Origin of the sequence: Xanthomonas sp. WHRI 8393, assembly GCF_040203315.1 — a bacterium.
GTDB classification, from domain to species: Bacteria; Pseudomonadota; Gammaproteobacteria; order Xanthomonadales; family Xanthomonadaceae; genus Xanthomonas; species Xanthomonas arboricola.
In genome coordinates this window covers 319,060-341,261 of sequence record NZ_JBEGGL010000002.1, presented here as the reverse complement: position 1 = coordinate 341,261, position 22,202 = coordinate 319,060, and the positions used below count along the sequence as shown (strand labels likewise).

Sequence of the window (22,202 nt, the reverse complement as noted above, 5' to 3'; positions counted from 1 at the left end):
TGGCGGAATCCCTCGACCATCCGCGCCACATCACCGCCGTGCTGCGCGAACACGCCAGCGACGACCGGCGCATCCGGCGAGCGCATGCACCGCCCGGGTGTTGTGTCAGAACGGCTTGGCCAGCACCAGCCAGATCACCCCGACCAGCAACACCACCGGCACTTCATTGAACAGCCGCAATGCGCGGCCGCTGGGCAGGCTGCGGCCCTGATCCACGCCCTTCAACCAGCGCCCGGCCACGATGTAATGCGCCAGGATCAAGGCCACCGCAAACAGTTTTGCGTGCAGCCAGCCACCGGCCACCATCGTCGGGAAATCCGGAATCACCCGATAGCCCTGCCACAGCACCGCGCCCAGCAGCAGCGCCAGTCCCAGCATGCTGTGGCCGAATTTGTAGAGGCGGCGCCCCATCAGCACCAGGCGCGTGCGCACCGCAGGCTCGGCACCGGCTTCGGCGATATTGACCAGGATGCGTGGCAGGTAGAACACCGCCGCCATCCACGCAGTGACGAACAACAGATGGAAGGTCTTGATCCACAGGTACAGGGTCATGTGCTGGCTTCGCTGGCTGGCGTAGGATGGCCCGCATTTTCACCTATCCGCCGACGCGAAAGCACCTGACGTCCATGTCCGAACCCGACGACAAGCAGTACGACGCCCACTATTTCCGCCGCTGGTACCGGGATGCCGGGCTGGCCGACCCTGCGCGTCTGCGACGCAAGGTCGCACTGGCGGTGAGCCAGGCCGAGTACTACCTGGAGCGCCCGATCCGCAGCGTGCTGGATATCGGCTGCGGCGAGGCGGCCTGGCGTGCGCCATTGCTGGCGTTACGCCCCAAGCTGAGCTATCTGGGCTTCGACAGCAGCGCCTACGCGGTGCAGCGTTACGGACGCAGCCGGCAGATCCACCCTGCCCGCTTCGGCGATTTCGCCTGGCTGCGCCCGTGCGCGCCGGTGGATCTGCTGATCTGCTCGGACGTGCTGCATTACGTACCCACGCGCGAGTTCAACCAGGGCCTGCCGGGGTTGGCCGAGATGTGCGCGGGCGTGGCATTTCTGGAAACCTTCGCCGAAGAGGATGCCTTCGAAGGCGACCACGATGGTTTTCAGGCGCGGCCGGCGCGCTGGTATCGGCGCCGCTTCGCCAGCGTGGGGTTTGCTGCACTCGGCTCGCACTGCTGGTTGTCGCCGCAGTTGGCCGATGAGGCGGCTGCGCTGGAGCGCGGCTGAGCAAGACGTTGGCCGGTGAGGCACGCACGGCGAGTGGCTTCGCCGCGTCCCCTCACCCCACCCCCTCTCCTGCAGGAGAGGGGCTTTAGTTCACGCATCCCTCCTCGCAGGCTGAGCGGCTTCATTTCCTTCTCCCGCCGGGAGAAGGTGCCCGCAGGGGCGGATGAGGGTGCGTGCGAAGCCTGGTGGGGATCGAGCGCTGATGAGGGTTGAGTGCACTGGGCTTTGCCGCGCACCTCACCCATCCCTGCCCTGCAGGAAAGAGGACGCGTCCAGCAGCCATAGGGTTCTGGGACGAACGCGCGCTTTCGGCTCGCACAGCCATCCGAAGGATCACCAATCGCGGCAAACAAAATCGCGGCCAATCAACGCGCTGACGCCTGCCATAAGTCGTATGACAGCCTCTACCGTCCGCAGCCCCATTAAGGTGCAAATGCGCCAAAGGGGGTATGCTGCGCGGCAGCAAAGAGCCGCACGGATGGGTGGAATGCTTTATCAACTGCACGAGCTGACCCGCAATCTGCTAGCCCCTTGGGTGCACCAGGCCCAGGCGAACGCCAAGATGTTCTCCGACCCCGACAGTCTGTGGGCCTCGCTCCCGGGCGCCGAACGCATGGCGGCCAGCAATGAGCTGTTCCATCGCCTGGGCAAGGAATACGAAAAGCCGGCCTGGGCGCTCGACGATGTCGAGGTCGACGGCCATTCGTTGCCGATCATCGAACGCGAGGTGCTGAGCAAGCCGTTCTGCCGCCTGCTGCGCTTCAAGCGTTTTAGCGACCATGTCGAGCTGATCGGCACGATGAAGCAGCAGCCGGCCGTGCTGGTGGTGGCGCCGTTGTCCGGCCACCACGCCACCCTGCTGCGCGACACCGTGCGCACCCTGCTGCGCAACCACAAGGTCTATGTCACCGACTGGGTCGACGCGCGCATGGTGCCGCTGGAAGCCGGCGCCTTCCGGCTCGAGGACTACATCAGCTACATCCAGGAGTTCATCCGTCACATCGGCGCCGAGCGCCTGCATGTGGTGAGCGTGTGTCAGCCCACCGTGCCGGTGCTTGCGGCGGTGTCGTTGATGGCCACCAACGATGAGCCCACGCCGCGCTCGCTGGTGATGATGGGCGGGCCGATCGATGCGCGCCGCAGCCCGACCCAGGTCAACAACCTGGCCACCGAAAATGGCATCGAGTGGTTCCAGAACAACCTGATCCACACTGTGCCGTTCCCGTATCCGGGCCACGGCCGGCAGGTGTATCCGGGCTTCCTGCAGCATGCCGGCTTCCTGTCGATGAACCCCAACCGGCACGTGATGTCGCATTGGGATTTCTACACCGACCTGGTCAAGGGCGACCTGCAGGACGCGCAGGCGCACCGGCAGTTCTACGACGAATACAACGCCGTGCTCGACATGCCGGCCGAGTATTACCTGGACACCATCCGCGTGGTGTTCCAGGACTTCCTGCTGCCGCAGGGCAAGTGGAAAGTGGATGGCCAGCTGGTCAAGCCGTCGGCGATCCGTAATACCGCACTGCTCAGCATCGAGGGCGAACTGGACGATATCGCCGGCCTTGGTCAGACCGAAGCGGTGCACGATCTGTGCACCGGGATCGACGCGGCGCATCGTCGTCATCTGGTGGTGGAAGGTGCCGGTCACTACGGCATCTTCAGCGGCCGTCGCTGGCGCGAAGTGGTGTACCCGCAGGTGCGCGAATTCATCGCTCGCTACGATGCCGACCCGGTCGGCAGCCGCGACCCCGCCACCGTCACCCCGATCCGCAAGCGCGGCAAGCGCGCCTGATCGGCCGACAAAAAACGCCCCTTGATCGAGACCGATCAAGGGGCGTTTTTTTATGCGCAGATTTTTGGTTCGCGTAAAGACAGCGCACTGCGTGGCAACGTGCGTGGCGCCCGCACAAGACAGTTTGCCGGTCGCTTTATTGAAACTGCTTGCAACCATGCCCACCGACCATCTTCGATGGTCCTTGCCCGCCCACCGTCGCGGGACCTTATGCGGCATGGATGCCGCGTAAGAGCCTACACGGACGTACTTGCGGCGTGTCCTGCGAGGGTGGGCGAGCAAGGGCCCTGCAGCCAAGCTGCAGATCAAACGCTACGCAGCTAACACCAGGCCTTCGCGCAGCAGCGTCAGTTAAGTGCAGTCAAACACCTCGGGTCGTCGAGCGTGCGGTGCCCTCGCCGCTCGCGGGACACGCCGTGAATCCGTCCCTGGAGGCTCCTCAGCGGCGTCCATGCCGCTGAGGGTCCCGCAACCGGCGAGGACACCGCACCAGAGAGTTGGTCGATTGTTTGTTTAAAACCCTGCGCACCGACCATCTCGACTGGTCCTTGCCCGCTCACCGTCGCGGGACCTTACGCGGCATGGATGCCGCGTAAGAGCCTACAAGGACGTACTTGCGGCGTGTCCTGCGAGGGTGGGCGGGCAAGGGCCCTGCTGCCAAGCCACAGAGCGGCCGCCCTGCAACCGCTCCATCCGCACTGTCCAACCACCTACACGACTACGGGACTTCAAGTCGTTGCGTCTTTCAGACCTTTCACTACAGACCACGTGACACTGCGGCGATCGCAGCCACGTGCCACACAACCCGCAATCACACGATGCACTCAGCCTTCACCGCTCTTGACCAGCAGGTGCTTGGCGAACATGCCGTGCAGCTTGCCGAAGGCGCGTGCCAGATGCAGCGTGACGAACAGCAGCAGCACGCCCACGACGAACAACGGCAGCGTCAGCCAAGCGCTGGTGACATCCACACCATCCCAGGTCAGCACCGCCGTGTTGTCGAACAGCAGCACCAGCGGTGAAGCGGCCAGGCCCAGCGCCAACGACAACAAGGTGGTGAACACGCTGAAGTAGACGATGCCCAGCGGCAGCATCAGCAGGAAGTACAGCATCGTGCTCCAGGTACGCGCATCGGTGAACATCGCGCCGATGCGTTGCAGCCAGCCGCCTTGCGGCCCCGGATGGGCGGGACGACGCGGCATGCGCACGCCCAGCAGCGTCTCCACCACGCGGCCTTCCACCAGCGACAGCACCCGCACCGATCCGAAGAACAGCACCAGCAACGGCACGCCGATGATCAGGATCATCAAGCCGGCCGACAGACTCGCGCCGGTGATCACCCAGGTGAAATAGAACACGCCGGTGACCAACGACAACAACATGTAGAACAGCGCGCCGTAGCTGCGTGGATCGGCAGCCACGCCGAAGAACCTGCCGAACCATGTGCTGCGTCTGCGCGGCAACGGCGCGCGCAGTGCACGTGTCACCGTCACTTCGGTTTCGCGATAGATCTCGGCCACTTCATCGGGCGCCCCATAGCTGCCTGCCACGCCGGCGATTACTTCCGCTTCGCTCTTGCCGGCCTGCTCGGCCAGTTCGGCGCGCAGATACTCTTCGGCGTCGTAGAGCGCGTCCTGGATCATCGCCGGGTCCGCGCCGGCCAGGGCCTGGCGCAGTTGTGCCAGGTAATCGGGAATGGTGGTCGGCAACGGGCGTGCCTGCGCAATGGTCGTCATGAGTGGGTCCCCTCCAGCACTGAGTCAACGGAATCGCGGGTGGCGCGCCAGGCGGCGGTCCAGTCGCGCAGGCAATCACGCCCGGTTTGGGTGATGCGGTAATAGCGCCGCGGTGGGCCGGACGCCGACGGCTCGACATGACTTTGCAGCAACCCTGCCCCCTCCAGATTGCGCAGCACCGGATACAACGCACTCTGCTTGCCGCTCAGCACGCCGTCCAGCCGCTCCATGCGCTTGGCGATCAGATAGCCGTACAGCGGCTCCTCGGCCTGCGCCAGCACCGCCAGCAAGGCCAGCGACACCGTGCCGGCACTCAGCTCTTTCTGAAATTTCCGCAGGTAGGCATCGGGTTCGCTCATCGGCCATCTCCGCTAGGTCGAAGGCAATGCTATTGCGAAGTTGGGTATAGTGGATGTGCCGGTAGTCATGAGGCGGGAATTGGGGATTGGGGATTCGCAGAGCATTCCGGCCGAGAATTTCCTTGCGTTGACTCAAGCGGACTGAAGAAGAACTGACGCATCACTTGCACGCCTGCTTTTGCAAATCCCCAATCACGACTCCCCAATTCCCGCTCATGTGCTTAGAACCATTGGGTTACTCCCTTTGCGGCAGCGCTCCACTACAGTCAGTGCCCACTGAGCCGATACCACTCGCTCAGACGACTCACTTTTTTCGATAGGGCGACACGATGCGACTAGCACGCTTGGCACAGCCGGCCATGGCTGAAACTTCCTTTGGTGCCACCCGGCGCCTGTGCTTGGCGATCGGGTTGTCACTGCCGGGACTGGGGTTTGCGCAGGCGCAGACCGCGCCGGTCAACGCCGAGCAGACCCAGCCGGAGCCTGCAAAGGCTGCGCCCGCCGCTCCGGCAGCGCCCGCTGCCGCGAAGGGTTATCCCCTGGAAGCGCAGGGTTGGGGCGCCAAGCAGGGCGGCAACATGTGGCAGGTGCGTTGGGCCGAAGACTGGTCGTATCTGAAGGATCCGTCCAAGCGCAAGAGTCCGTTCGATCCGCTCAAATATATTCCGCTCAATGAATCGGGCGATGTGTATGTCTCGCTCAGCAATGAATTGCGCGTGCGCAGCAACACCATCACCAATCCCGGTTTGATTCCCGGCAGCCATTCGCAGCAGCAGTATCTGTTGCGCGCGTTCTTCGGCGCCGACTTCCATGTCGGCGAGCATTTCCGTCTGTATACGGAACTGGCGCACGGCAGCCTGGATGGACGCAACGAAGGTACCAAGACCGGCACGCAGGAAAACAACGCGATCCTGCAGCAGGTGTTCTTCGATGTGAAAGGACGCGTCAAAGATGCCGACCTCGGCCTGCGAGTCGGTCGTCAGGTGTTTGTCGATGGCCCCACCACGCTGATGGCATTGCGCGACAACACCGATATCTTCGTGACCTTCAACGGTGTGCGCGCCTGGGCGATCGGCGAAAAGACCCGTGTGGACCTGTTCGATTTCAACTTCAACCTCGATGGCACCGAGGGCCTGGGCGACGATCGCATCGACCGCTCGCGGCACTTCCGCGGCGTGGTCGGCGGCTATCGCATGCCGACCGCCAAGCCGATGTACCTGGAGCCGTTCTTCTACCAGTTCCGCAACGACAATCAGATCTGGGGCCGGCAGACCGCCGAAGAAAACCGCAACTATTACGGCCTGCGCCTGTGGGGCAATGTGGGCAAGCTGCGCACCGACTCGTTCGTGACCGTGCAGCGCGGCAGCTACGGCGGGCGCGATCTGCGTGCCTACATGGCCAGCACCTCCAATGCCTGGACGCTGAGCGAATCGGGCTGGAAACCGCGGCTGGGCTTCCATAGCGAAATCGCTTCCGGCGGCGGTGGCACCTCCGGCACCGGCACGCTGCGCAACAACAACTTCCTGTACGGCAATACGATCTACTTCAGCTGGGCCACGTTCTTCGGCCCGGTCAACCTGGTCACCGCCGCGCCCACGTTCACCTTCTCGCCCACTTCCAAGATCACCGTGAACCTGGAATGGGAAACCCTGTGGCGGCAGACCACCAGCGATGCGATCTACAACAACCAGGCACGCGCCTACGCCCGCACGCAGAACACCGGCGAGCGCCGTATCGGCACCATGCCGCGCATCAACGCCACCTGGAACATCGACCCGAACTGGTCGGTGACCTTCCGCGCCGAACACCTGATGGCCGGGCCCGCGCTCGAAAAGGCCGGTTACGGCGATTCGACCTTCGTGATGGGCTGGTTGAACTTCCGGTTCTAAGTAGGGGCATCACGCTGATGTAGTGCCTGACAACGCCACCCGGGATCCGTTCCTGGGTGGCGTTGCCCGTTATGCAATCAGCGACGCGTGCTTGCCTGCCCCGGTGTCGCCTTCTGCAGCCGCAAGTGTCACGGCTTGCCCTGCATCGCTGCTGCCTGTGCCACCTTGCTTGCCGCCAATGGCATCTGCAAGTTGGCGTGATCGCTGCGCGCGTAACGCGGCAGTTCTAGCGTCTTTCCATCTTTTACAGCGGTGATGTCGCGCCCTGGTCGGATCAGCGTGGCGGGCAGTTGATCCAGGCGCTGCGCCAGCGTCTGTTGCTCGGCAGGATGCGCACGTAGCCACAGCACTGCCGAGGTCAGCCGCGTTGTCGCGGCCAGATCCTGCAACTGCCATTGATACTGCGCGCTATCCATATGCTCCACGTCGGCGAACAGGCAGCCGATTGCGTTAGCGATACAGGCGAAGGTCACTGTTGGCGCGGCGGGTATGGCACTGGTCGCCACCTTTCGGTCCTGCTCCAGCTGCGTGCGCACGTCGGTGTGGCAGGCCCAGGTGTAATACGGCGCGGTCAGTGCACGGGTTCGTTCAACGTCCAGCAGCGGCGGTACCAACCTGTCGTACCAGCGCCGCTGCTCGCCGCCGGCTTCGACGACCGCGCGGTAATTGGCGCTGACCAAGCGTGCTTCGCCGCGTAGACCTCTACACAGGCTGGTCTCATCCATCGTCAACGGCGCAAATGCCGCTTGGCAATGCGCAGGTAACGGCTGGGTGGACGGCAGTTCGCTCAGCATGTCGGTGAACAGCTCGGCGTTACCGCGCAACATGGCTGCCCCGATCATCGTCGCGATCAGTGTGTCCTGACCGCGCAACAGCACGCGCGCCACCTGTGCGTCCGCACACACGCCAGACAACGCAGCCTGCTGGTGGCCCTGGACGAAGTCCAGCGCGTGCTGGGTCATCGGCACACTCAACCCCTGCAACTCCGGCAGCGGTGTGTCGGCACGGGTCGGAAACAGATTGCGGTAATAGTCACGCGATGACAGCGTGGCGGCGCGCTGCAACAGCGGTGCCTGTGACATCAGCGCATCGGCATAGGCCTGGGGCTGAGCGCGCACCTTGTCCAGGCAGTCTGGAGTGGACCAGTTGCACTTGGGCGGTGCGGCGACTGGCCACGGCGGCGTGCGCGGATAGCGCGCTGCGTCGCTGACAAAACCGGCCGCAGTCCTGGTGTTCGCAAACCGCTGCAGATCGCGTGCCATCACGACGTCCTGTTCGGTAGCCGGCACGGCATACGGCAGCAACCAGAGTGCAGCAAATAGATTCGAGCCTGCCGGCGGTGCGGCTGGTGGTTGATCGATCTGCGCCAACGCCTGGCGCTGCGCGTCAGGAATCGGCCAGCGCGCGGAGATCGCGTACAGGGCCACCAGCAGGGCGATCAGGATGCATAGCCCCAGCAGGGCCGACTTGAGGAATTTGGCGAGCATGCGGGGGCAACCGTCCGTGGATGAGCTGTGCCATCTTAGAGCGGCCCGGACAGAGCCGCGAGTGGCATACGCCGATGCGCACTTGCCGTCTCCCCGGCGAACAAGGCGCACCGTGCGCCTGCACCGGACGCGGCCGAATGCCTACAATGCGCGTATGTCCGAATCCCCCACTCCGCCCACCCGCCCTTCCCTGCAACGCGTCTTTCTGACCGGTTTGCTCACCCTGCTGCCGGTCTGGCTGACCTGGGTGGTGGTGAAGTTCGTGTTCTCGCTGTTGTCGGGCATCAGCAGCCCATGGGTGGTGCCGTTGTCCGAACGCATCGCTGCCTCGTTCCCCGACTATCTGGGCTGGATCAAGGCACTGTGGGTGCAGAACACCATCGCGCTGATCGCCACCGTGGGCGCGATCCTGTTTGTCGGCATCCTGAGCCGGCGGGTGATCGGCCAGCGCCTGCTGCGCTGGTTCGAGGCGATCATGCGGCGCATCCCGCTGGCCAGCGTGGTGTACGACAGCGCGCGCAAATTGCTCGACATCCTGCAGACCCAGCCCGGCAGCACCCAGCGCGTGGTGCTGATCGACTTCCCGCACCGGGACATGAAGTCGGTCGGTCTGGTCACGCGGGTGATCAAGGAACAGGGCACCGGCCGCGAGCTGGCAGCGGTGTACGTGCCGACCACGCCCAACCCGACCTCCGGCTATCTGGAGATCGTGCCGGTGGAGCTGCTCACGCCCACCGACTGGAGCGTGGACCAGGCGATGAGCTTCATCATCTCCGGCGGCGCAGTGGCGCCCGAATCGGTTCCCTTTACCCGGACCGCGGATCGCTAACGCCATGACACAGGTGCGCACCCTCGACGATCGTGCGGTTCGCCTGTTCATTGCGCTGGCCGCGTTCTTCTGCGTCAACGCGGCATTGGCCGAGTTCATCGGGGTCAAGATCTTCGCGCTGGAAGACACCCTCGGCATCGCGCCGTTGAACTGGAACCTGTTCGGCCAGACCGGCTCGCTCAGCTTCACCGCCGGCACCTTGCTGTGGCCGGTGGTGTTCATCATGACCGACACCATCAACGAGTTCTTCGGCAGCCGCGGGGTGCGTTTCATCTCGTGGGTGGCGGTGGCGCTGATCGGCTACGGCTTCGTGTTTGCGTTCGCCGCCATCGCACTGGCGCCGGCGGGTTGGTGGGTCACGGCGGCGCAGAGCCAGGGTGTGCCCGATTACCAGGCAGCCTTTGCAGCGGTGTTTGGCCAGGGGCTGTGGACGATCGGCGGCTCGCTGGTGGCCTTCCTGTTCGGCCAGTTGATCGATGTGTCGGTGTTCCATCGCATCCGCCGTGCCACCGGCGAAAAGCACGTGTGGCTGCGCGCCACCGGCTCCACGGCGGTGTCGCAGTTGGTAGACAGCTTCGTGGTGATTTACATCGCCTTCGTGCTCGGCCCGCAGCATTGGTCCACCGACCAGTTCCTGGCAGTGAGCACGCTCAACTACGTCTACAAGATGGGCTTTGCGATCGCACTGATCCCGCTGCTGTATCTGGCGCGCCGCGCCATCGGCGCATACCTGGGCGCCGAGCGCGCCGAGCAACTGCGCGAAGAAGCCGCCGCCGGCTGACAACGCAAGACCTGCCGACCGCAGCACTGCCAGGCGACGGCTAGCGCCCGTGGCTTGCACCCCGCCTCGTCGGTCATACGTGTCGCTGCCTGACGACCGCTGGCTGCGTTTACCGATCATGCAACGCCCGCAGCGACCGCCCATCGAAATTTTGTTCAATCCGTCGCCGCGCTCGCTGGCCATGCTGTTGCGCCCCGCTATGGATTCCGTGCCATGGACCATCTTGTCGCAATGGCCAGCTTCGCGCTGGTGTGCTCGATTTCGCCCGGGCCGGTCAACCTGGTCGCGCTGAGCACCGGCGCCAGCGCCGGCGCGCGTGCCGGGCACGGCCATGTGATCGGCGCCACCGTCGGCTTCGTCGCGCTGCTGTTGCTGGTGGGCATGGGACTGCAGCAGGTGCTGCTGCGCTGGCCGCTGCTCGGCCGTGCATTGCATCTGGCCGGGGTGGCGTTTCTGCTCTACATGGCCTGGCGCCTGCTGCGCGACGATGGCGTCATCCAGACCACCGGGACGCGCCCGGCGGCCTCGTTCTGGACCGGTGCGGCGATGCAATGGCTCAACCCCAAGGCCTGGTTGGCGGCGACCTCCGGTGTTGCCCTGTATGCGACGGCAGGCACCACGCAGCTGGCGGGTTTTGCGGCGTTGTATGCGCTGATCTGCTATCCCTCGCTGGGGTGCTGGTTGCTGGCCGGCGCCGTGCTGCGGCGGCACGTGCAGGTACCAAGGCAGCTGCGGCGGTTGAACCGGGTGTTGGCGGCGCTGCTGGTGCTGAGCGCGGTCTATCTGCTGACCGAATGGGGCACGGCATTGCGGTAACGCCCTGGCGTCACCGCCCAGGCACGTTTGAAGCTGCGCTGCAGATGCGCCTGGTCGGCGTAGCCATGCGCGTAGGCGACCTCGGCAATGTCACCGCCGCGCCGCAAGGCCTCGCGCGCACGCTGGAAACGGCAATCCAGCAGATACGCATGCGGGGTCAGCCCGTGCGCCTGACGAAAGCCGCGAATCAAGCGCGGCGCTGGCATCCCGGCCAGCGTGCACAGCTCGCGTAGCGAGACCGCACGTGCATGATGGGTCTGCAGATACTCGGCCACCCGCTGCATCGGCCCGGTATCGACCGCAAGCGCACGACTGATCGGCTCCACATGCAGATGCAGCCGCGCCACGAACACGATCAACGCACTCTCGCGTGCCAGCGCATCGGCGTTGCCATCGGTCAACACGGCATGCATGCGCTCGAACGCGGCATAGGCAGCCGGGGTCTGGCACAGCGGCGCTGCCAGCATGTGCACATCCGCATTGGCGGCCAGGCCGAGTGCGCGTTGTTGTTCGCGCAGCCACGCCACGTCCAGATACAGCATGCGGAACGACCAGTCCTGCTGCTGATCCGGATTGCAGGCATGCACATCGCCAGGGTTGATCAGGGTCAGCGACCGCGCACCCACCTGCGCTTGCATGCGTCCATTGCGATAGCGCGCAAGCCCGCGATCGATCGCGCCCACCGACCATTGCTCATGCGTATGCGCGGCATAACACAGGCTGCGGCTGTTGATCACCTGGCGCAGTTCGACGAAGGGCAACGCCGGATCGCGCCAGAAACCCTGCCCGCCCTGCACGGGCAGCTGCGTCCCGCATGTCGATTCATCCCTTGGCATGTGCGCAAGCCTATCGCACTGCAACATGCCTGCGTGCTGCAGGCGTGCGCAGCGGGCTTCATGAATTCCAGGCGCGCCCCGTGTGCCGCATGGGTGGCCGGAACGGTGCGGATCGGGCAAGCTCCCCGCTCGCTTGTTCCCGGAGCCGGTAATGCCCCTCAGCTTTTCCCGCCTGCTGTCCCTGGCCCTGGCCGCCGTGCTGAGCCTGTCAGTGGCAGCGCCCGCCGACGCGGCCAAGAAGAAAACCGGCAAGGCACAGACCACGCAAACCCGCGCCAAGGCGAGCAAGGGCAAGAAGACCGCCAAGCCGGCGGCCAAGACCACCAAGGCCGCCAAGGGTGGCAAGGCCGCCAAGCCCAGGCCGCGTGCCGTGGCCGCACCGGTGGTGCTGACCAAGGCGCAGCAGCTCAATTTGCTCTACGACCAGTACTGGGATGCCTCGCTCAAGCTCAACCCGCTGCAGGCCACCTTCCAGGGCGAGACCCGCTACAACGACCAGTTGCCCAACTTCCTGTCGCCGGCGTTCCGGCAGCAGTCGCACGACTTCACCGTGCTGTGGCTGGGCAAGGCCGAGGCGCTGGGGCCGGACGGGCTGAGCGGGCAGGACCTGCTGAGCTACCAGATCTTCGTGCGCGATGCGCGCAGCGCACTGGCGGCCGAGCAGTTCCCCAGCTGGATGCTGCCGATCAATCAGTTCTACAACATCGCCAGCATCGCGGTGGTGCTGGGCTCGGGCACCGGCGCGCAGCCGTTCAAAACGGTCAAGGACTACGACAACTGGTCGCGGCGCGCGGTGGGCATCCCGGAGCTGTTCGACCAGGCCATCACCAACATGCGGGCGGGCATGCAGGCCGGCGTGGTGCAGCCGAAGGTATTGATGCAGAAGGTGCTGCCGCAGCTGGACGCGATCATCGCGCGCAATGCCGAAGACAGCCTGTTCTGGGGTCCGGTGCGCAACCTGCCGGCAGACATGCCCGAGGCCGACAAGCAGCGCATCACCGCCGAGTACAAGCGGCTGATCGAAGTGCGGATCATGCCGGCGTACCGGGCATTGCGCGGATTCATCGCCACCGAGTACCTGCCGGCTTGCCGCGACACCGACGGCCTGACCGCGCTGCCCAATGGCGCGGCCTGGTACGCCTACGATGTGCGCCAGAGCACCACCTCCGAGCTGACCCCGGAGCAGATCCATCAGATCGGGCTGGACGAGGTCGCGCGCCTGCAGGCAGAGATCGCCACGCTGGCCAAGCAGGTCAGGTTCCGCGGCAACCTGCCCAAGTTCTACAAGTTCATGCAGACCGACAGGCGCTTTGCGTTCCGCAGCGAGACCGAACTGCTGGGCTATTACCGCGGCCTGCAGGGACGCGTACAGGCTGCGGTGCCGCGCCTGTTCAATGTGCAGGGCATGCCGGCGCTGGAAGTGCGCGTGGTGGAACCGCAGCGTGCGCAGTCGGCCGCCAGCGGCTCGTACATGCGCCCCAGCGGCGACGGCAGCACACCGGGCGTGTTCTACGTCAACACCTCCGACCTGGACACGCGCCGGACCTGGGAGACCGAGAGCCTGTATCTGCACGAGGCCATCCCCGGCCACCATTTCCAGCTCGGGCTGCAGCAGCAGCTGACCGACCTGCCCAAGTTCCGCCGCCTGGGCGGCGAGACCGCCTATATCGAGGGCTGGGGGCTGTATGCCGAATCGCTGGGCCGCGAACTGGGCCTGTACCAGGACCCGTACAACTACTACGGCTATCTGCAGAATGCGTTGTGGCGTGCGATTCGCCTGGTCACCGACACCGGCCTGCACAGCAAGGGCTGGACCCGCACCCAGGCGATCGACTACATGCTCAACAACTCGGCCATGACCCGGACCGATGCCGAGGCCGAGGTGGACCGCTACATGGCCATCCCCGGCCAGGCGCTGGCCTACAAGGTCGGCGAGATGAAGATCGCGCAGTTGCGCGAGCAGGCGCAACGCGAACTGGGCCCGCGCTTCGATGTGCGCGCCTTCCACACCGAAGTGCTCAAGGACGGCTCGGTGCCGCTGGATATCCTGCAGGACAAGATCCAGCGCTGGATCGCCACGCAGAAGGGCTGAGGCAGCTCAGCCCGCCACCCGCGCACGCGCCAGCGCGGCGATGTCGCGCGGTGTGGTGCGGCAGCAACCGCCGATCAGCCGCGCACCGGCCGCCAGCCACTGCGCATGCTGGTCGGCCAGGGTGCAGGCGGTCGTGCTGCCGGCATGCCACTGTTTTGCGCCGGCATCGTAGTGCTCGCCGGAATTGGGGTACACCACCAGCGGCAGCGCCGTCAGCGCGGACAATGTCTGCAACGCGGCGGTGACCTGCTCCAGCGCGATGCAGTTGATGCCCACCGCGATCACCTGCGCACACGCATCCAGCGCGGGTACGACCTGCGCCAGCGCGGTGCCATCGCTCAAATGTGCCGCATCGCGCAAGGTGAACGAGAACCACGCGTGCAGCTGCCGGAACTCCTCCAGCAGCAGGCGCAGCGCGACGATCTCGTTGGCCGACGGCAGCGTCTCGCAGGCCAGCACATCCACCCCCGCCTCGGCCAACGCGGCGATGCGCGGGCGATGGAAGTCCATCAGTTGCGCCAGCGGCAGGTCGTAGTCGCCGCGGTATTCCGAGCCATCGGCCAGGTAGGCGCCATACGGCCCGACCGACCCGGCCACCCATAACGGCGCGTCCTGCGGTTGCGCCTGCAGATGATCGGCACGCGCCTGTGCCGCCAGGGCCACGCTGCGTGCGATCAACGCCTGCGATTGCGCCAGATCCAGACCGCGCGCGGCAAAGCCCAGCGGCGTGGCCTGGTAGCTGGCGGTGATGGCGCACTGCGCGCCGGCAGCGAAATAGTCGCGATGCACCTGGTAGATCAGCTCCGGCTGCTCCATCAGCACGCGCGCCGACCACAGCGCATCGTTGAGATCGCAGCCGCGCTGCTCCAGTTCGGTGGCGAGCGCGCCATCGAGCAGCACGTAGCCGTCGTGCTGCAGCGCCTGGCTGAACGGCGCACCGGCACGCGGCTGGCGCGGAAGAATCGTCATGCGGGTTGCCTCCTGCTCGCAAGCCATTGGGTGAGTGCATAGGCGCCATAGCACAGCGCCACGAACGGGATGCCGCACCACAGCGCAATGCGCTGCTGCGGATCGAATGCCAGGCCGATGCAGGCCAGCAGACAGAGTGCAAAGCCCAGCAGCGGCGTCCACGGATACCACGGTGCGCGATAGGCCAGGCTCTCCGGCGCGATGCCATCGCGCAGCAACTGGCGCCGGAACCGGTAGTGCGAGGCGCAGATGCTCAGCCACACCACCACCACCGCAAAGCCGGACACTGCCGAAATCGCCACGAACACGGTATCGGCCGCATAGACGCCGGTGAGCAGCGCCAACAGGCCGCCCAGCATGCTCAGTATCAAGGCCGGCAACGGGATGCCGCGCCGGGTCAGGCCTGCGAGCCGCGCCGGCAGCGTGCCCTCGTTGGCCAGCGACCACAGCATGCGCGCGGCCGCATACAGGCCGGAATTGGCCGCCGACAGGATCGCCGTCAGGATCACCGCGTTCAATACATCGGCCGCATACGGGATGCCCAGCAACTCGAACGCGCGCACGAACGGGCTGGTGTCCACCGCCGCCTGCTCGGCCGGCAGCAACGCGGCCAGCACCAGCACGGTGCCGACGAACAGCACCACCAGCCGCACCAGCGTGGTACGGATTGCCAGCGGAATCGCACGCGCCGGCTGCGCGGTTTCGCCAGCGGCCACGCCGATCAACTCGGTGCCGGAAAAGGCGAAGTTCACCGCCACCATCGTCATCAGGATCGGCAGCGTGCCTTGCGCAAACCAGCCGTCGGCGCGCAGGTGGCGCAATCCGGGTGCCGGCGACCCATCGGCCAACGGCAGCACGCCGATCACCGCCGCGCCGCCAAGCACGATGAACAGCGCGATCGTGATCACCTTGATCAGCGAGAACCAGAATTCGCCTTCGGCAAACCAGCGCGCCGACACCGTGTTCAGGCCGAAGATCAGCGCGCAGAACAGCAGGCACCACGGCCATGCCGGTGTGTGCGGGAACCAGTACTGCATGCAGAACGCCGCCGCAGTCAGGCTCGAGCCCAGCGCCACCGTCCAGGTGAGCCAGTACAACCACGCCACCACGTACCCGGTGGCCGGGCCGAGATAACGCGCGGCATACACATGAAAGGCGCCGGTCTGCGGCATCGCCACCGCCAGCTCGCCCAGGCACTGCATCACCAGATACACCACCAGCGCGCCGATCAGATAGGCGATCACCGTGCCGAGCGCGCCGGTGCTGGCGATGATGTAGCCGGTATTGAAGAACAGGCCGGTGCCGATGACCCCACCCAGCGACAACATCACCAGGTGGCGCACCTGCATGCTGCGCTGGAATTGCGGTGCGGCGGTGGACGGCGGCTCGGGCATCGGCGTGTCTGATCGGTGGCAACGCATCCTGCCATGCGCAGCCAGGCGAGCACAGCCATGCGATGGCAAGCTGTGACGGTGCACCAGCGTGCAACGGCCCGCGGGTATGCTTGCGTACTGTTCACCCGGAAGGTCGCCATGCCGCACGCCCTGCAACCACCCATGCATGCGAAGACGTCTCGCTCGACCAGCGCGGTGGTGCCCGCACGCGCACCACGTGACACCGCCGCTGCGCGCAACGCATCGGCGTTCGCCGACAGTCTGGGCGCGTCGCAGCCGATCGCGCAGCGCTTGCGAGGTGCCGCATGAAGCTTGTCGGCATCCACCATGTGGCGATCATCGCCGGCGACTACGCAGTGTCCAAACGGTTTTACTGCGACATCCTGGGCCTGCGCGTGCTCGATGAGCATTACCGGCAGGCGCGCGATTCCTGGAAGCTGGACCTGGCACTGCCCGACGGCGGCCAGATCGAGCTGTTCTCGTTTCCCGCCGCACCGCTGCGTCCCAGCCGCCCGGAAGCACGCGGCCTGCGCCATCTCGCCTTCCGCGTCGAGGATCTGGACGTGGCCGTGGCGCATCTCACTGCGCATGGCGTGGTCACCGAAGACATCCGCATCGACGAGTACACCGGCCGCCGCTTCACCTTCTTCGCCGACCCGGATGACCTGCCGCTGGAGTTGTACGAAGTGGGTTGAGCGCAGCATCCCCTGCGGGTTCGGTCACATCCGCCGCACGGTCATGTCGAGCAGGCGTAGTCGATCGTCTCTGTGACTTTCGGCGCATGCGGCACTGCGGTCACGCCGTGAAGATCAGGCCACCCAGGACACAGGAACCGTCCATGCTGCAGATCCGTGCGCTGTCCAAGACCTACGCCAACGGCGTGCATGCGCTGCAAGGCGTCACGCTCGACATCCCGCGCGGCATGTTCGGCTTGCTGGGGCCAAACGGCGCCGGCAAGTCGTCGCTGATGCGCACGCTGGCCACGCTGCAGGAGCCCGACTCGGGTAGCGTCAGCCTGACCGACGCCGATGGCAGCAGCATCGACGTACTCGCCGACAAGGACGCATTGCGACGCCGGCTGGGCTATCTGCCGCAGGATTTCGGGGTGTACCCGAAGGTGAGCGCGCTGGACATGCTCGATCACTTCGCCGTGCTCAAGGGGCTTACCGATCGCGGCCAACGCAAGGAGGTGGTCGAGCGACTATTGCAGCAGGTCAACCTGTGGGACGCGCGCAAGCGCAAGCTCGGCACCTATTCCGGCGGCATGCGGCAACGCTTCGGCATTGCGCAGGCGCTGCTGGGCAATCCGCAACTGGTCATCGTCGACGAGCCCACCGCCGGGCTGGATCCGGAAGAGCGCAATCGTTTTCTCAATCTGCTGGCCGAAATCGGCGAAAACGTGGTGGTGATCCTGTCCACCCATATCGTCGAAGACGTTACCGACCTGTGTCCGACGATGGCCATCATGAACAAGGGCCAGGTGCTGCTGAGTGGGCGGCCCGCCGATGCGATCGACATGCTGCATCAGCAGGTCTGGCGCAAACAGGTCAGCAAGCAGGCATTGCCCGATTACCAGGCGCGCTTCACCGTGCTGTCCACGCGCCTGATTGCCGGCCACCCGGTGATCCACGTGTTCAGTGCCGACTGCCCGGAGCCGGGGTTCGAACAGGTCGCTCCCGATCTTGAGGATGTCTATTTCCAGCGCCTGCGCAAGCAAGCGCTGGCCGCCTGACGGAGCGCGGCGATGATCATGGCGTTCCTGCGCTTCGAGCTGCGCGAACAACTGCGTTCACCCTTGCTGTGGCTGCTGGCCGCGCTGTACGCGTTGCTGGCGTTTGCCGCGCTGTCCAGCGATGCGGTGCAGATCGGCGGCGGCATCGGCAACGTGCTGCGCAATGCGCCTACGGTGATCGCCACGCTGCTGGGGCTTTTCAGCCTGCTTGGCCTGCTGGTGATCACCCTGTTCGTCAGCAATGCCCTGCTGCGCGACTTTGACCTGGGCACTGCCGAGCTGGTGTTTTCCACACCGATACGGCGGCGCGACTACCTGCTCGGCCGCATCGGTGCTGCACTGATCGCCGGCATGCTGATGTATGTGGTGATCGCGCTGGGCATGTTCGCCGCGCAGTTCATGCCGTGGATCGATCGGGCGCGGCTCGGGCCGGTCGCGGTGCTGCCCTATCTGTGGTCGCTGCTGGTGCTGGTGCTGCCCAACCTGCTGTTCACCACCGCGCTGCTGTCGGTGCTGGCGGTGACCACGCGCAGCATCCTGTGGGTCTACATCGGCGTGATCGTGTTCTTCGTGCTGTACGGCGTGAGCCGTGCGCTGATGGCCGACCTGGACAATGTGTGGATTGCCACGCTGGCCGACCCGCTCGGCATTCGCGCGCTATCGCAGACGCTGCGCTACTGGTCGGTGGAGCAGCGCAACCACCAGCTACCGCCGCTGACCGGCTACCTGCTCGCCAATCGCGCGGTGTGGCTGGGCATGAGCGGTGTGTTGTTTGCCGCCACCTTCGCGCTGTTCCGTACCGAGCGCAGCGGGACGCGGCGGCGCCATGGTGTGGCGTCGGTTACGCCCGCTGATGCACCTCCCGCCAGCGCGCGCGTCAGCACGACACGCCTGACGGTCACCCCGCGCTTCGGCGCGGCCACAGCATGGCGGCAACTGCTGCGCCAGATCCGCTTCGACACGCTGGGCGTGCTGCGCAGCGCGCCGTTCGTGGTGCTGCTGATGCTGGGCCTGGCCAACTTCATTCCGACCGCGCTGTTCAAAGCGCGCTATTACGGCACTGCCGTGCTGCCGGTGACCTCGTTGATGCTGGAGGCGCTGCAGAACAGCTACAGCTTTCTGCTGATCATCGTGGTGCTGTTCTATGCCGGCGAGCTGGTGTGGAAGGAGCGCAGCAACCGCATCGACGGCATCACCGACGCGATGCCGGTCCCCGATTGGGTGCCGCTGCTCGGCAAGTTCGTCGCCTTGCTGGCGGTGATCGCCAGCTTCCAGGCCGCCGGTGCGTTGACCTCGATCGCGCTGCAGCTGGGCCGTGGCTATACCAGCATCGAGCCGCTGCTGTATCTCAAGACGCTGGCGCTGGGCTCGGTGCTGTACGTGCTGATGGGCGGCATGGCGCTGGCGCTGCAGGTGCTGAGCAACAACAAGTTCGTCGGTTATGCGCTGCTGATGCTGGTGTTGATCGGGCAATCGGTGCTGTCGATGCTCGACTACGCCCAGAACCTCTACACCTTTGGCGGCTGGCCCAACGCGCCGTATTCGGACATGAACGGCTACGGGCACTTCCTGCCCGGCCAGTTGTGGTTTCAGGGCTATTGGGGCGTGTTCCTGCTGGCACTGCTGCTGCTGTCCTCGGCGTTCTGGCCGCGCGGCGTGGGCCATGGCCTGCACCAGCGCGTGCGGCTGGCGTTACGGCGCCTGCACAGCCCGACCGGTGCGGCCCTGGCGATCACCCTGCTCGGCTTCGCGGCGATCGGCGGCTGGCTGTACTGGAACACCAACGTCTACAACAGCTTCCTGTCGCCGGAACAACAGCTGGACCTGCAGGCACGCTACGAGCGCGATTACCGCAAGTACAAGGATCTGCCGCAGCCGCGCATCGTCGCCGTCGACAACCACGTCGACCTGCATCCGGAAACCCAGTCGGTCGTGGTCGATGCCACCTGGACGGTGCGCAACACCCACCCCACACCGATCAGCGAAGTGCACATCGGCATGCAGGGCCGCACTGGCGACCGCAGCCTGGTCAAGGTGGATCTGGGCGGGCAGACGCTGACCACGCACGATATCCCGGCCGGCTATCGCATCTACCGCCTGCAGACACCGCTGCAACCCGGGCAGGAGCGCGTGTTCCGCTTCCGCGTGGACCAGCATCCGCACGGCCTCACCGCCGAGCAGGCGCAAACCGAACTGGTCGCCAACGGCAGCTTCTTCAACACCACCCGGCTGCCCTGGTTCGGCTACAACACGCAGGCAGAGATCAGCGACCGCAACGAGCGCCGCAAGCGCGGCCTGGGCGAACCCACCCGCATGCCCAAGCTCGAAGACCAGGCCGCGCGCGCCAACACCTACGTCAGCAACGATGCCGACTGGCTCGCTTTCGCCAGCACCGTCTGCACCGCGCCGGACCAGATCGCGCTGGCGCCGGGCTATCTGCAACAGGAATTCCAACGCAATGGCAGGCGCTGCTTCCGCTACGTGATGGATCGCCCCATGCTCAATTTCTACGCCTACCTGTCGGCACGCTGGGAAGTGCGCAAGGCGCGTTACAAGAACATCCCGATCGAGATCTATTACGACCCCAAGCATCCGTACAACGTGCAGCGCATGATCGAGAGCGTGCAGAAATCGCTGGCCTATTACGAAGCCAACTTCAGCCCGTATCAGCATCATCAGGTGCGCATCATCGAGTTCCCCGGCTACGCGCGGTTTGCGCAGTCGTTCGCCAACACCATTCCCTACTCCGAGTCGATCGGCTTCATCGCCGACCTGCGCGACAAGGACGACATCGACTACGTGTTCTATGTCACCGCGCACGAAGTGGCGCACCAGTGGTGGGCGCACCAGGTGATCGGTGCGAACGTGCAGGGCGCCACCCTGCTGTCCGAATCGCTGGCGCAGTATTCGGCGTTGATGGTGATGGAGCGCGAGTACGGACGCGCGCATATGCGCCGTTTCCTCCGCTACGAGCTGGATCGCTACCTGGAAGGCCGTGGTGGCGAAACCATCGAGGAGTTGCCGCTGTATCGGGTGGAGGATCAGCAATACATCCACTACCGCAAGGGCTCGCTGGCATTCTATCGGCTGCGCGAGGACATCGGTGAGCAGGCGCTCAATCGCGCATTGCAGCGCTTTCTGGCGGCCAAGGCGTTTCAACAACCGCCCTACACCACCTCGGCCGAGTTGCTGCAGGCCATTCGCGCCGAAGCACGCCCGGACCAGCAAGGGCTGATCACCGACCTGTTCGAGAAGATCACCTTCTACGACAACCGCGTGGTCAGCGCGCAGGCACGCAAGCGCCCCGATGGCCGCTTCGAGGTGACCGTGCAAGCGCAGGCGGCCAAGCTGCAGGCTGATGGCAAGGGCAAGGAGCATGCAGTGCCGCTGGACGACTGGATCGAAGTGGCGATCTACGGCGCTCCGGCCGGCAAGGACGCGCAAGCGCCGGTGCTGGCCTTGCAACGGCAGCACGTCACCAGCGCCGCGCCCAGTTTCAGCATGACCGTGGACCGCCTGCCGGTCGAAGCCGGCTTCGATCCGGACAACAAGCTGATCGACCGCGTGCCGGCGGACAACCGCAGGCAGGTGACGCTGCAGTAGCCGAATGAACGCATTCCGCAGCGCGTCTTTCCGCCACCATACTCCACGGTATACATTCCGGTCAGGCCGTCGACGGCGGCCATAGCAATCCCTGGGAGGGGACACATGCGCAAGACCTTCAAGACCCTGATGCTGGCCCTGCCGCTGGCCGCCGCCTCGCTGCTGGCCCAGGCCGCCGATTCGCCGGTGGGCCGCTGGAAGACCATCGACGACGAGACCGGCAAGCCCAAGTCGGTGGTGCAGATCGAACAGCTCGGCAACGGCACGCTGAGCGGCAAGGTAGTCGACATCCTGCAGTCCAACCACGGGCCCAACCCGACCTGCGACAAGTGCGATGGCGCGCTCAAGGGCAAGCCGATCAAGGGCATGACCATCCTGTGGGGCCTCAAGCCGGACGGCACCGCGGTGTGGAGCGGCGGCTCGGTGCTCGACCCGGCCAAGGGCAAGACCTACAAGGCCAAGGTCACCCTGACCGACGGCGGCAAGAAGTTGCAGATGCGCGGCTATGTCGGCATCGAGGCGTTGGGCCGGACCCAGACCTGGATTCGCGAATAGCCGGGAATCGGGAATCGGGATTGGGGAATCGGTAAGAGCAGGCGCCCGTGAGGGCGCCTTTTTTGTGCGCCTCCATCCTGACGCTACATGCGTGCCCAAA

18 protein-coding genes are annotated in these 22,202 nt (G+C 65.4%); 11 read left to right on the top strand and 7 right to left on the bottom strand.

Going from position 1 to position 22,202, the window contains the following annotated elements; genetic code table 11:
* Positions 1–105: 105 nt before the first annotated feature.
* A complete protein-coding gene (locus ABQ137_RS07390; RefSeq protein ID WP_016902407.1) occupies positions 106–552 on the bottom strand; it encodes a CopD family protein in 447 nt (148 codons plus the stop codon).
* 74 nt (positions 553–626) lie between these two features.
* Between ABQ137_RS07390 and ABQ137_RS07385 the strand changes: the two genes are divergently transcribed.
* Positions 627–1,229, top strand: a complete 603-nt coding sequence (locus tag ABQ137_RS07385; RefSeq protein WP_167704363.1) for a methyltransferase — start codon at positions 627–629, stop codon at positions 1,227–1,229.
* Positions 1,230–1,716: 487 nt separating this feature from the next.
* Positions 1,717–3,024, top strand: coding sequence for a polyhydroxyalkanoate depolymerase (locus ABQ137_RS07380; RefSeq protein WP_039520278.1), 1,308 nt, complete (start codon positions 1,717–1,719; stop codon positions 3,022–3,024).
* A gap of 824 nt (positions 3,025–3,848) precedes the next feature.
* Here the strand turns inward: ABQ137_RS07380 and ABQ137_RS07375 are convergent.
* Together ABQ137_RS07375 and ABQ137_RS07370 are read right to left on the bottom strand one after the other, a co-directional pair.
* Positions 3,849–4,760 carry a sensor domain-containing protein gene (locus ABQ137_RS07375; protein ID WP_167762839.1) on the bottom strand — a complete coding sequence of 304 codons (912 nt, stop codon included), beginning with the start codon at positions 4,758–4,760 and terminating at the stop codon, positions 3,849–3,851.
* A complete protein-coding gene (locus ABQ137_RS07370) occupies positions 4,757–5,119 on the bottom strand; it encodes a PadR family transcriptional regulator (protein ID WP_016904272.1) in 363 nt (120 codons plus the stop codon). Before ABQ137_RS07370 ends, ABQ137_RS07375 begins: the two co-directional genes overlap by 4 nt.
* A gap of 329 nt (positions 5,120–5,448) precedes the next feature.
* Here ABQ137_RS07370 and ABQ137_RS07365 point away from each other — a divergent pair, with 329 nt between their 5' ends.
* Positions 5,449–7,008 (top strand): alginate export family protein, encoded by a 1,560-nt coding sequence (locus tag ABQ137_RS07365; RefSeq protein WP_164738872.1) that lies wholly within the window; start codon positions 5,449–5,451, stop codon positions 7,006–7,008.
* A gap of 128 nt (positions 7,009–7,136) precedes the next feature.
* Here ABQ137_RS07365 and ABQ137_RS07360 read toward each other — a convergent pair whose 3' ends face one another.
* Positions 7,137–8,495: a hypothetical protein gene (locus ABQ137_RS07360; protein WP_349781781.1), complete on the bottom strand. Its 1,359-nt coding sequence runs from the start codon at positions 8,493–8,495 to the stop codon at positions 7,137–7,139.
* A 154-nt stretch (positions 8,496–8,649) separates the two neighbouring features.
* On the opposite strand from ABQ137_RS07360, the gene ABQ137_RS07355 reads away from it, so the two are divergent.
* The 3 genes from ABQ137_RS07355 to ABQ137_RS07345 all read left to right on the top strand — a co-directional run bounded on the left by ABQ137_RS07355 (position 8,650) and on the right by ABQ137_RS07345 (position 10,921).
* Complete coding sequence (locus ABQ137_RS07355; protein ID WP_024940643.1) at positions 8,650–9,324, top strand: DUF502 domain-containing protein; 675 nt, start codon at positions 8,650–8,652, stop codon at positions 9,322–9,324.
* Positions 9,325–9,328: 4 nt separating this feature from the next.
* Positions 9,329–10,105: a queuosine precursor transporter gene (locus ABQ137_RS07350; protein WP_016904276.1), complete on the top strand. Its 777-nt coding sequence runs from the start codon at positions 9,329–9,331 to the stop codon at positions 10,103–10,105.
* A gap of 213 nt (positions 10,106–10,318) precedes the next feature.
* A complete protein-coding gene (locus tag ABQ137_RS07345; protein ID WP_065031803.1) occupies positions 10,319–10,921 on the top strand; it encodes a LysE family translocator in 603 nt (200 codons plus the stop codon).
* Here the strand turns inward: ABQ137_RS07345 and ABQ137_RS07340 are convergent.
* Entirely contained in the window at positions 10,885–11,682 is a 798-nt protein-coding gene (locus ABQ137_RS07340; RefSeq protein WP_349781779.1) for an AraC family transcriptional regulator, read from the bottom strand. The genes ABQ137_RS07345 and ABQ137_RS07340 overlap by 37 nt on opposite strands.
* A 226-nt stretch (positions 11,683–11,908) precedes the next feature.
* On the opposite strand from ABQ137_RS07340, the gene ABQ137_RS07335 reads away from it, so the two are divergent.
* Positions 11,909–13,849 carry a DUF885 domain-containing protein gene (locus tag ABQ137_RS07335; RefSeq protein WP_349781777.1) on the top strand — a complete coding sequence of 647 codons (1,941 nt, stop codon included), beginning with the start codon at positions 11,909–11,911 and terminating at the stop codon, positions 13,847–13,849.
* A 6-nt stretch (positions 13,850–13,855) separates the two neighbouring features.
* Here ABQ137_RS07335 and mmuM read toward each other — a convergent pair whose 3' ends face one another.
* Both mmuM and mmuP read right to left on the bottom strand, forming a co-directional pair.
* On the bottom strand, positions 13,856–14,818 hold the full coding sequence (mmuM, locus tag ABQ137_RS07330; RefSeq protein ID WP_349781775.1) for a homocysteine S-methyltransferase: 963 nt from the start codon (positions 14,816–14,818) through the stop codon (positions 13,856–13,858).
* Entirely contained in the window at positions 14,815–16,212 is a 1,398-nt protein-coding gene (mmuP, locus tag ABQ137_RS07325; protein ID WP_102252345.1) for an S-methylmethionine permease, read from the bottom strand. The genes mmuM and mmuP overlap by 4 nt, the downstream gene beginning before the upstream one ends.
* A 305-nt stretch (positions 16,213–16,517) precedes the next feature.
* Between mmuP and gloA2 the strand changes: the two genes are divergently transcribed.
* From gloA2 to ABQ137_RS07305, 4 genes are all read left to right on the top strand, one after another.
* The gene (gene gloA2 / locus ABQ137_RS07320; RefSeq protein WP_349781772.1) at positions 16,518–16,907 is read left to right on the top strand and encodes an SMU1112c/YaeR family gloxylase I-like metalloprotein; all 390 of its coding nucleotides are present in this window, start codon (positions 16,518–16,520) and stop codon (positions 16,905–16,907) included.
* A gap of 143 nt (positions 16,908–17,050) precedes the next feature.
* The gene (locus ABQ137_RS07315) at positions 17,051–17,944 is read left to right on the top strand and encodes an ABC transporter ATP-binding protein (RefSeq protein WP_228911057.1); all 894 of its coding nucleotides are present in this window, start codon (positions 17,051–17,053) and stop codon (positions 17,942–17,944) included.
* 12 nt (positions 17,945–17,956) lie between these two features.
* Positions 17,957–21,547: an ABC transporter permease/M1 family aminopeptidase gene (locus ABQ137_RS07310; RefSeq protein ID WP_349781770.1), complete on the top strand. Its 3,591-nt coding sequence runs from the start codon at positions 17,957–17,959 to the stop codon at positions 21,545–21,547.
* 105 nt (positions 21,548–21,652) lie between these two features.
* Positions 21,653–22,102, top strand: coding sequence for a DUF2147 domain-containing protein (locus tag ABQ137_RS07305; protein ID WP_016904108.1), 450 nt, complete (start codon positions 21,653–21,655; stop codon positions 22,100–22,102).
* The last annotated feature ends 100 nt before the right edge of the window (positions 22,103–22,202 follow it).

Bases quoted from the DNA above. Each gene is read 5' to 3' on its own strand.
- ABQ137_RS07350 (WP_016904276.1), top strand. From the start codon at position 9,329: ATGACACAGGTGCGCACCCTCGACGATCGTGCGGTTCGCCTGTTCATT.
- ABQ137_RS07335 (WP_349781777.1), top strand. From the start codon at position 11,909: ATGCCCCTCAGCTTTTCCCGCCTGCTGTCCCTGGCCCTGGCCGCCGTG.
- ABQ137_RS07360 (WP_349781781.1), bottom strand. From the start codon at position 8,495: ATGCTCGCCAAATTCCTCAAGTCGGCCCTGCTGGGGCTATGCATCCTG.
- ABQ137_RS07345 (WP_065031803.1), top strand. From the start codon at position 10,319: ATGGACCATCTTGTCGCAATGGCCAGCTTCGCGCTGGTGTGCTCGATT.
- ABQ137_RS07305 (WP_016904108.1), top strand. From the start codon at position 21,653: ATGCGCAAGACCTTCAAGACCCTGATGCTGGCCCTGCCGCTGGCCGCC.
- mmuM (WP_349781775.1), bottom strand. From the start codon at position 14,818: ATGACGATTCTTCCGCGCCAGCCGCGTGCCGGTGCGCCGTTCAGCCAG.
- gloA2 (WP_349781772.1), top strand. From the start codon at position 16,518: ATGAAGCTTGTCGGCATCCACCATGTGGCGATCATCGCCGGCGACTAC.
- ABQ137_RS07370 (WP_016904272.1), bottom strand. From the start codon at position 5,119: ATGAGCGAACCCGATGCCTACCTGCGGAAATTTCAGAAAGAGCTGAGT.
- ABQ137_RS07310 (WP_349781770.1), top strand. From the start codon at position 17,957: ATGATCATGGCGTTCCTGCGCTTCGAGCTGCGCGAACAACTGCGTTCA.
- ABQ137_RS07315 (WP_228911057.1), top strand. From the start codon at position 17,051: ATGCTGCAGATCCGTGCGCTGTCCAAGACCTACGCCAACGGCGTGCAT.
- ABQ137_RS07375 (WP_167762839.1), bottom strand. From the start codon at position 4,760: ATGACGACCATTGCGCAGGCACGCCCGTTGCCGACCACCATTCCCGAT.
- ABQ137_RS07390 (WP_016902407.1), bottom strand. From the start codon at position 552: ATGACCCTGTACCTGTGGATCAAGACCTTCCATCTGTTGTTCGTCACT.
- ABQ137_RS07355 (WP_024940643.1), top strand. From the start codon at position 8,650: ATGTCCGAATCCCCCACTCCGCCCACCCGCCCTTCCCTGCAACGCGTC.
- ABQ137_RS07365 (WP_164738872.1), top strand. From the start codon at position 5,449: ATGCGACTAGCACGCTTGGCACAGCCGGCCATGGCTGAAACTTCCTTT.
- ABQ137_RS07380 (WP_039520278.1), top strand. From the start codon at position 1,717: ATGCTTTATCAACTGCACGAGCTGACCCGCAATCTGCTAGCCCCTTGG.
- mmuP (WP_102252345.1), bottom strand. From the start codon at position 16,212: ATGCCCGAGCCGCCGTCCACCGCCGCACCGCAATTCCAGCGCAGCATG.
- ABQ137_RS07385 (WP_167704363.1), top strand. From the start codon at position 627: ATGTCCGAACCCGACGACAAGCAGTACGACGCCCACTATTTCCGCCGC.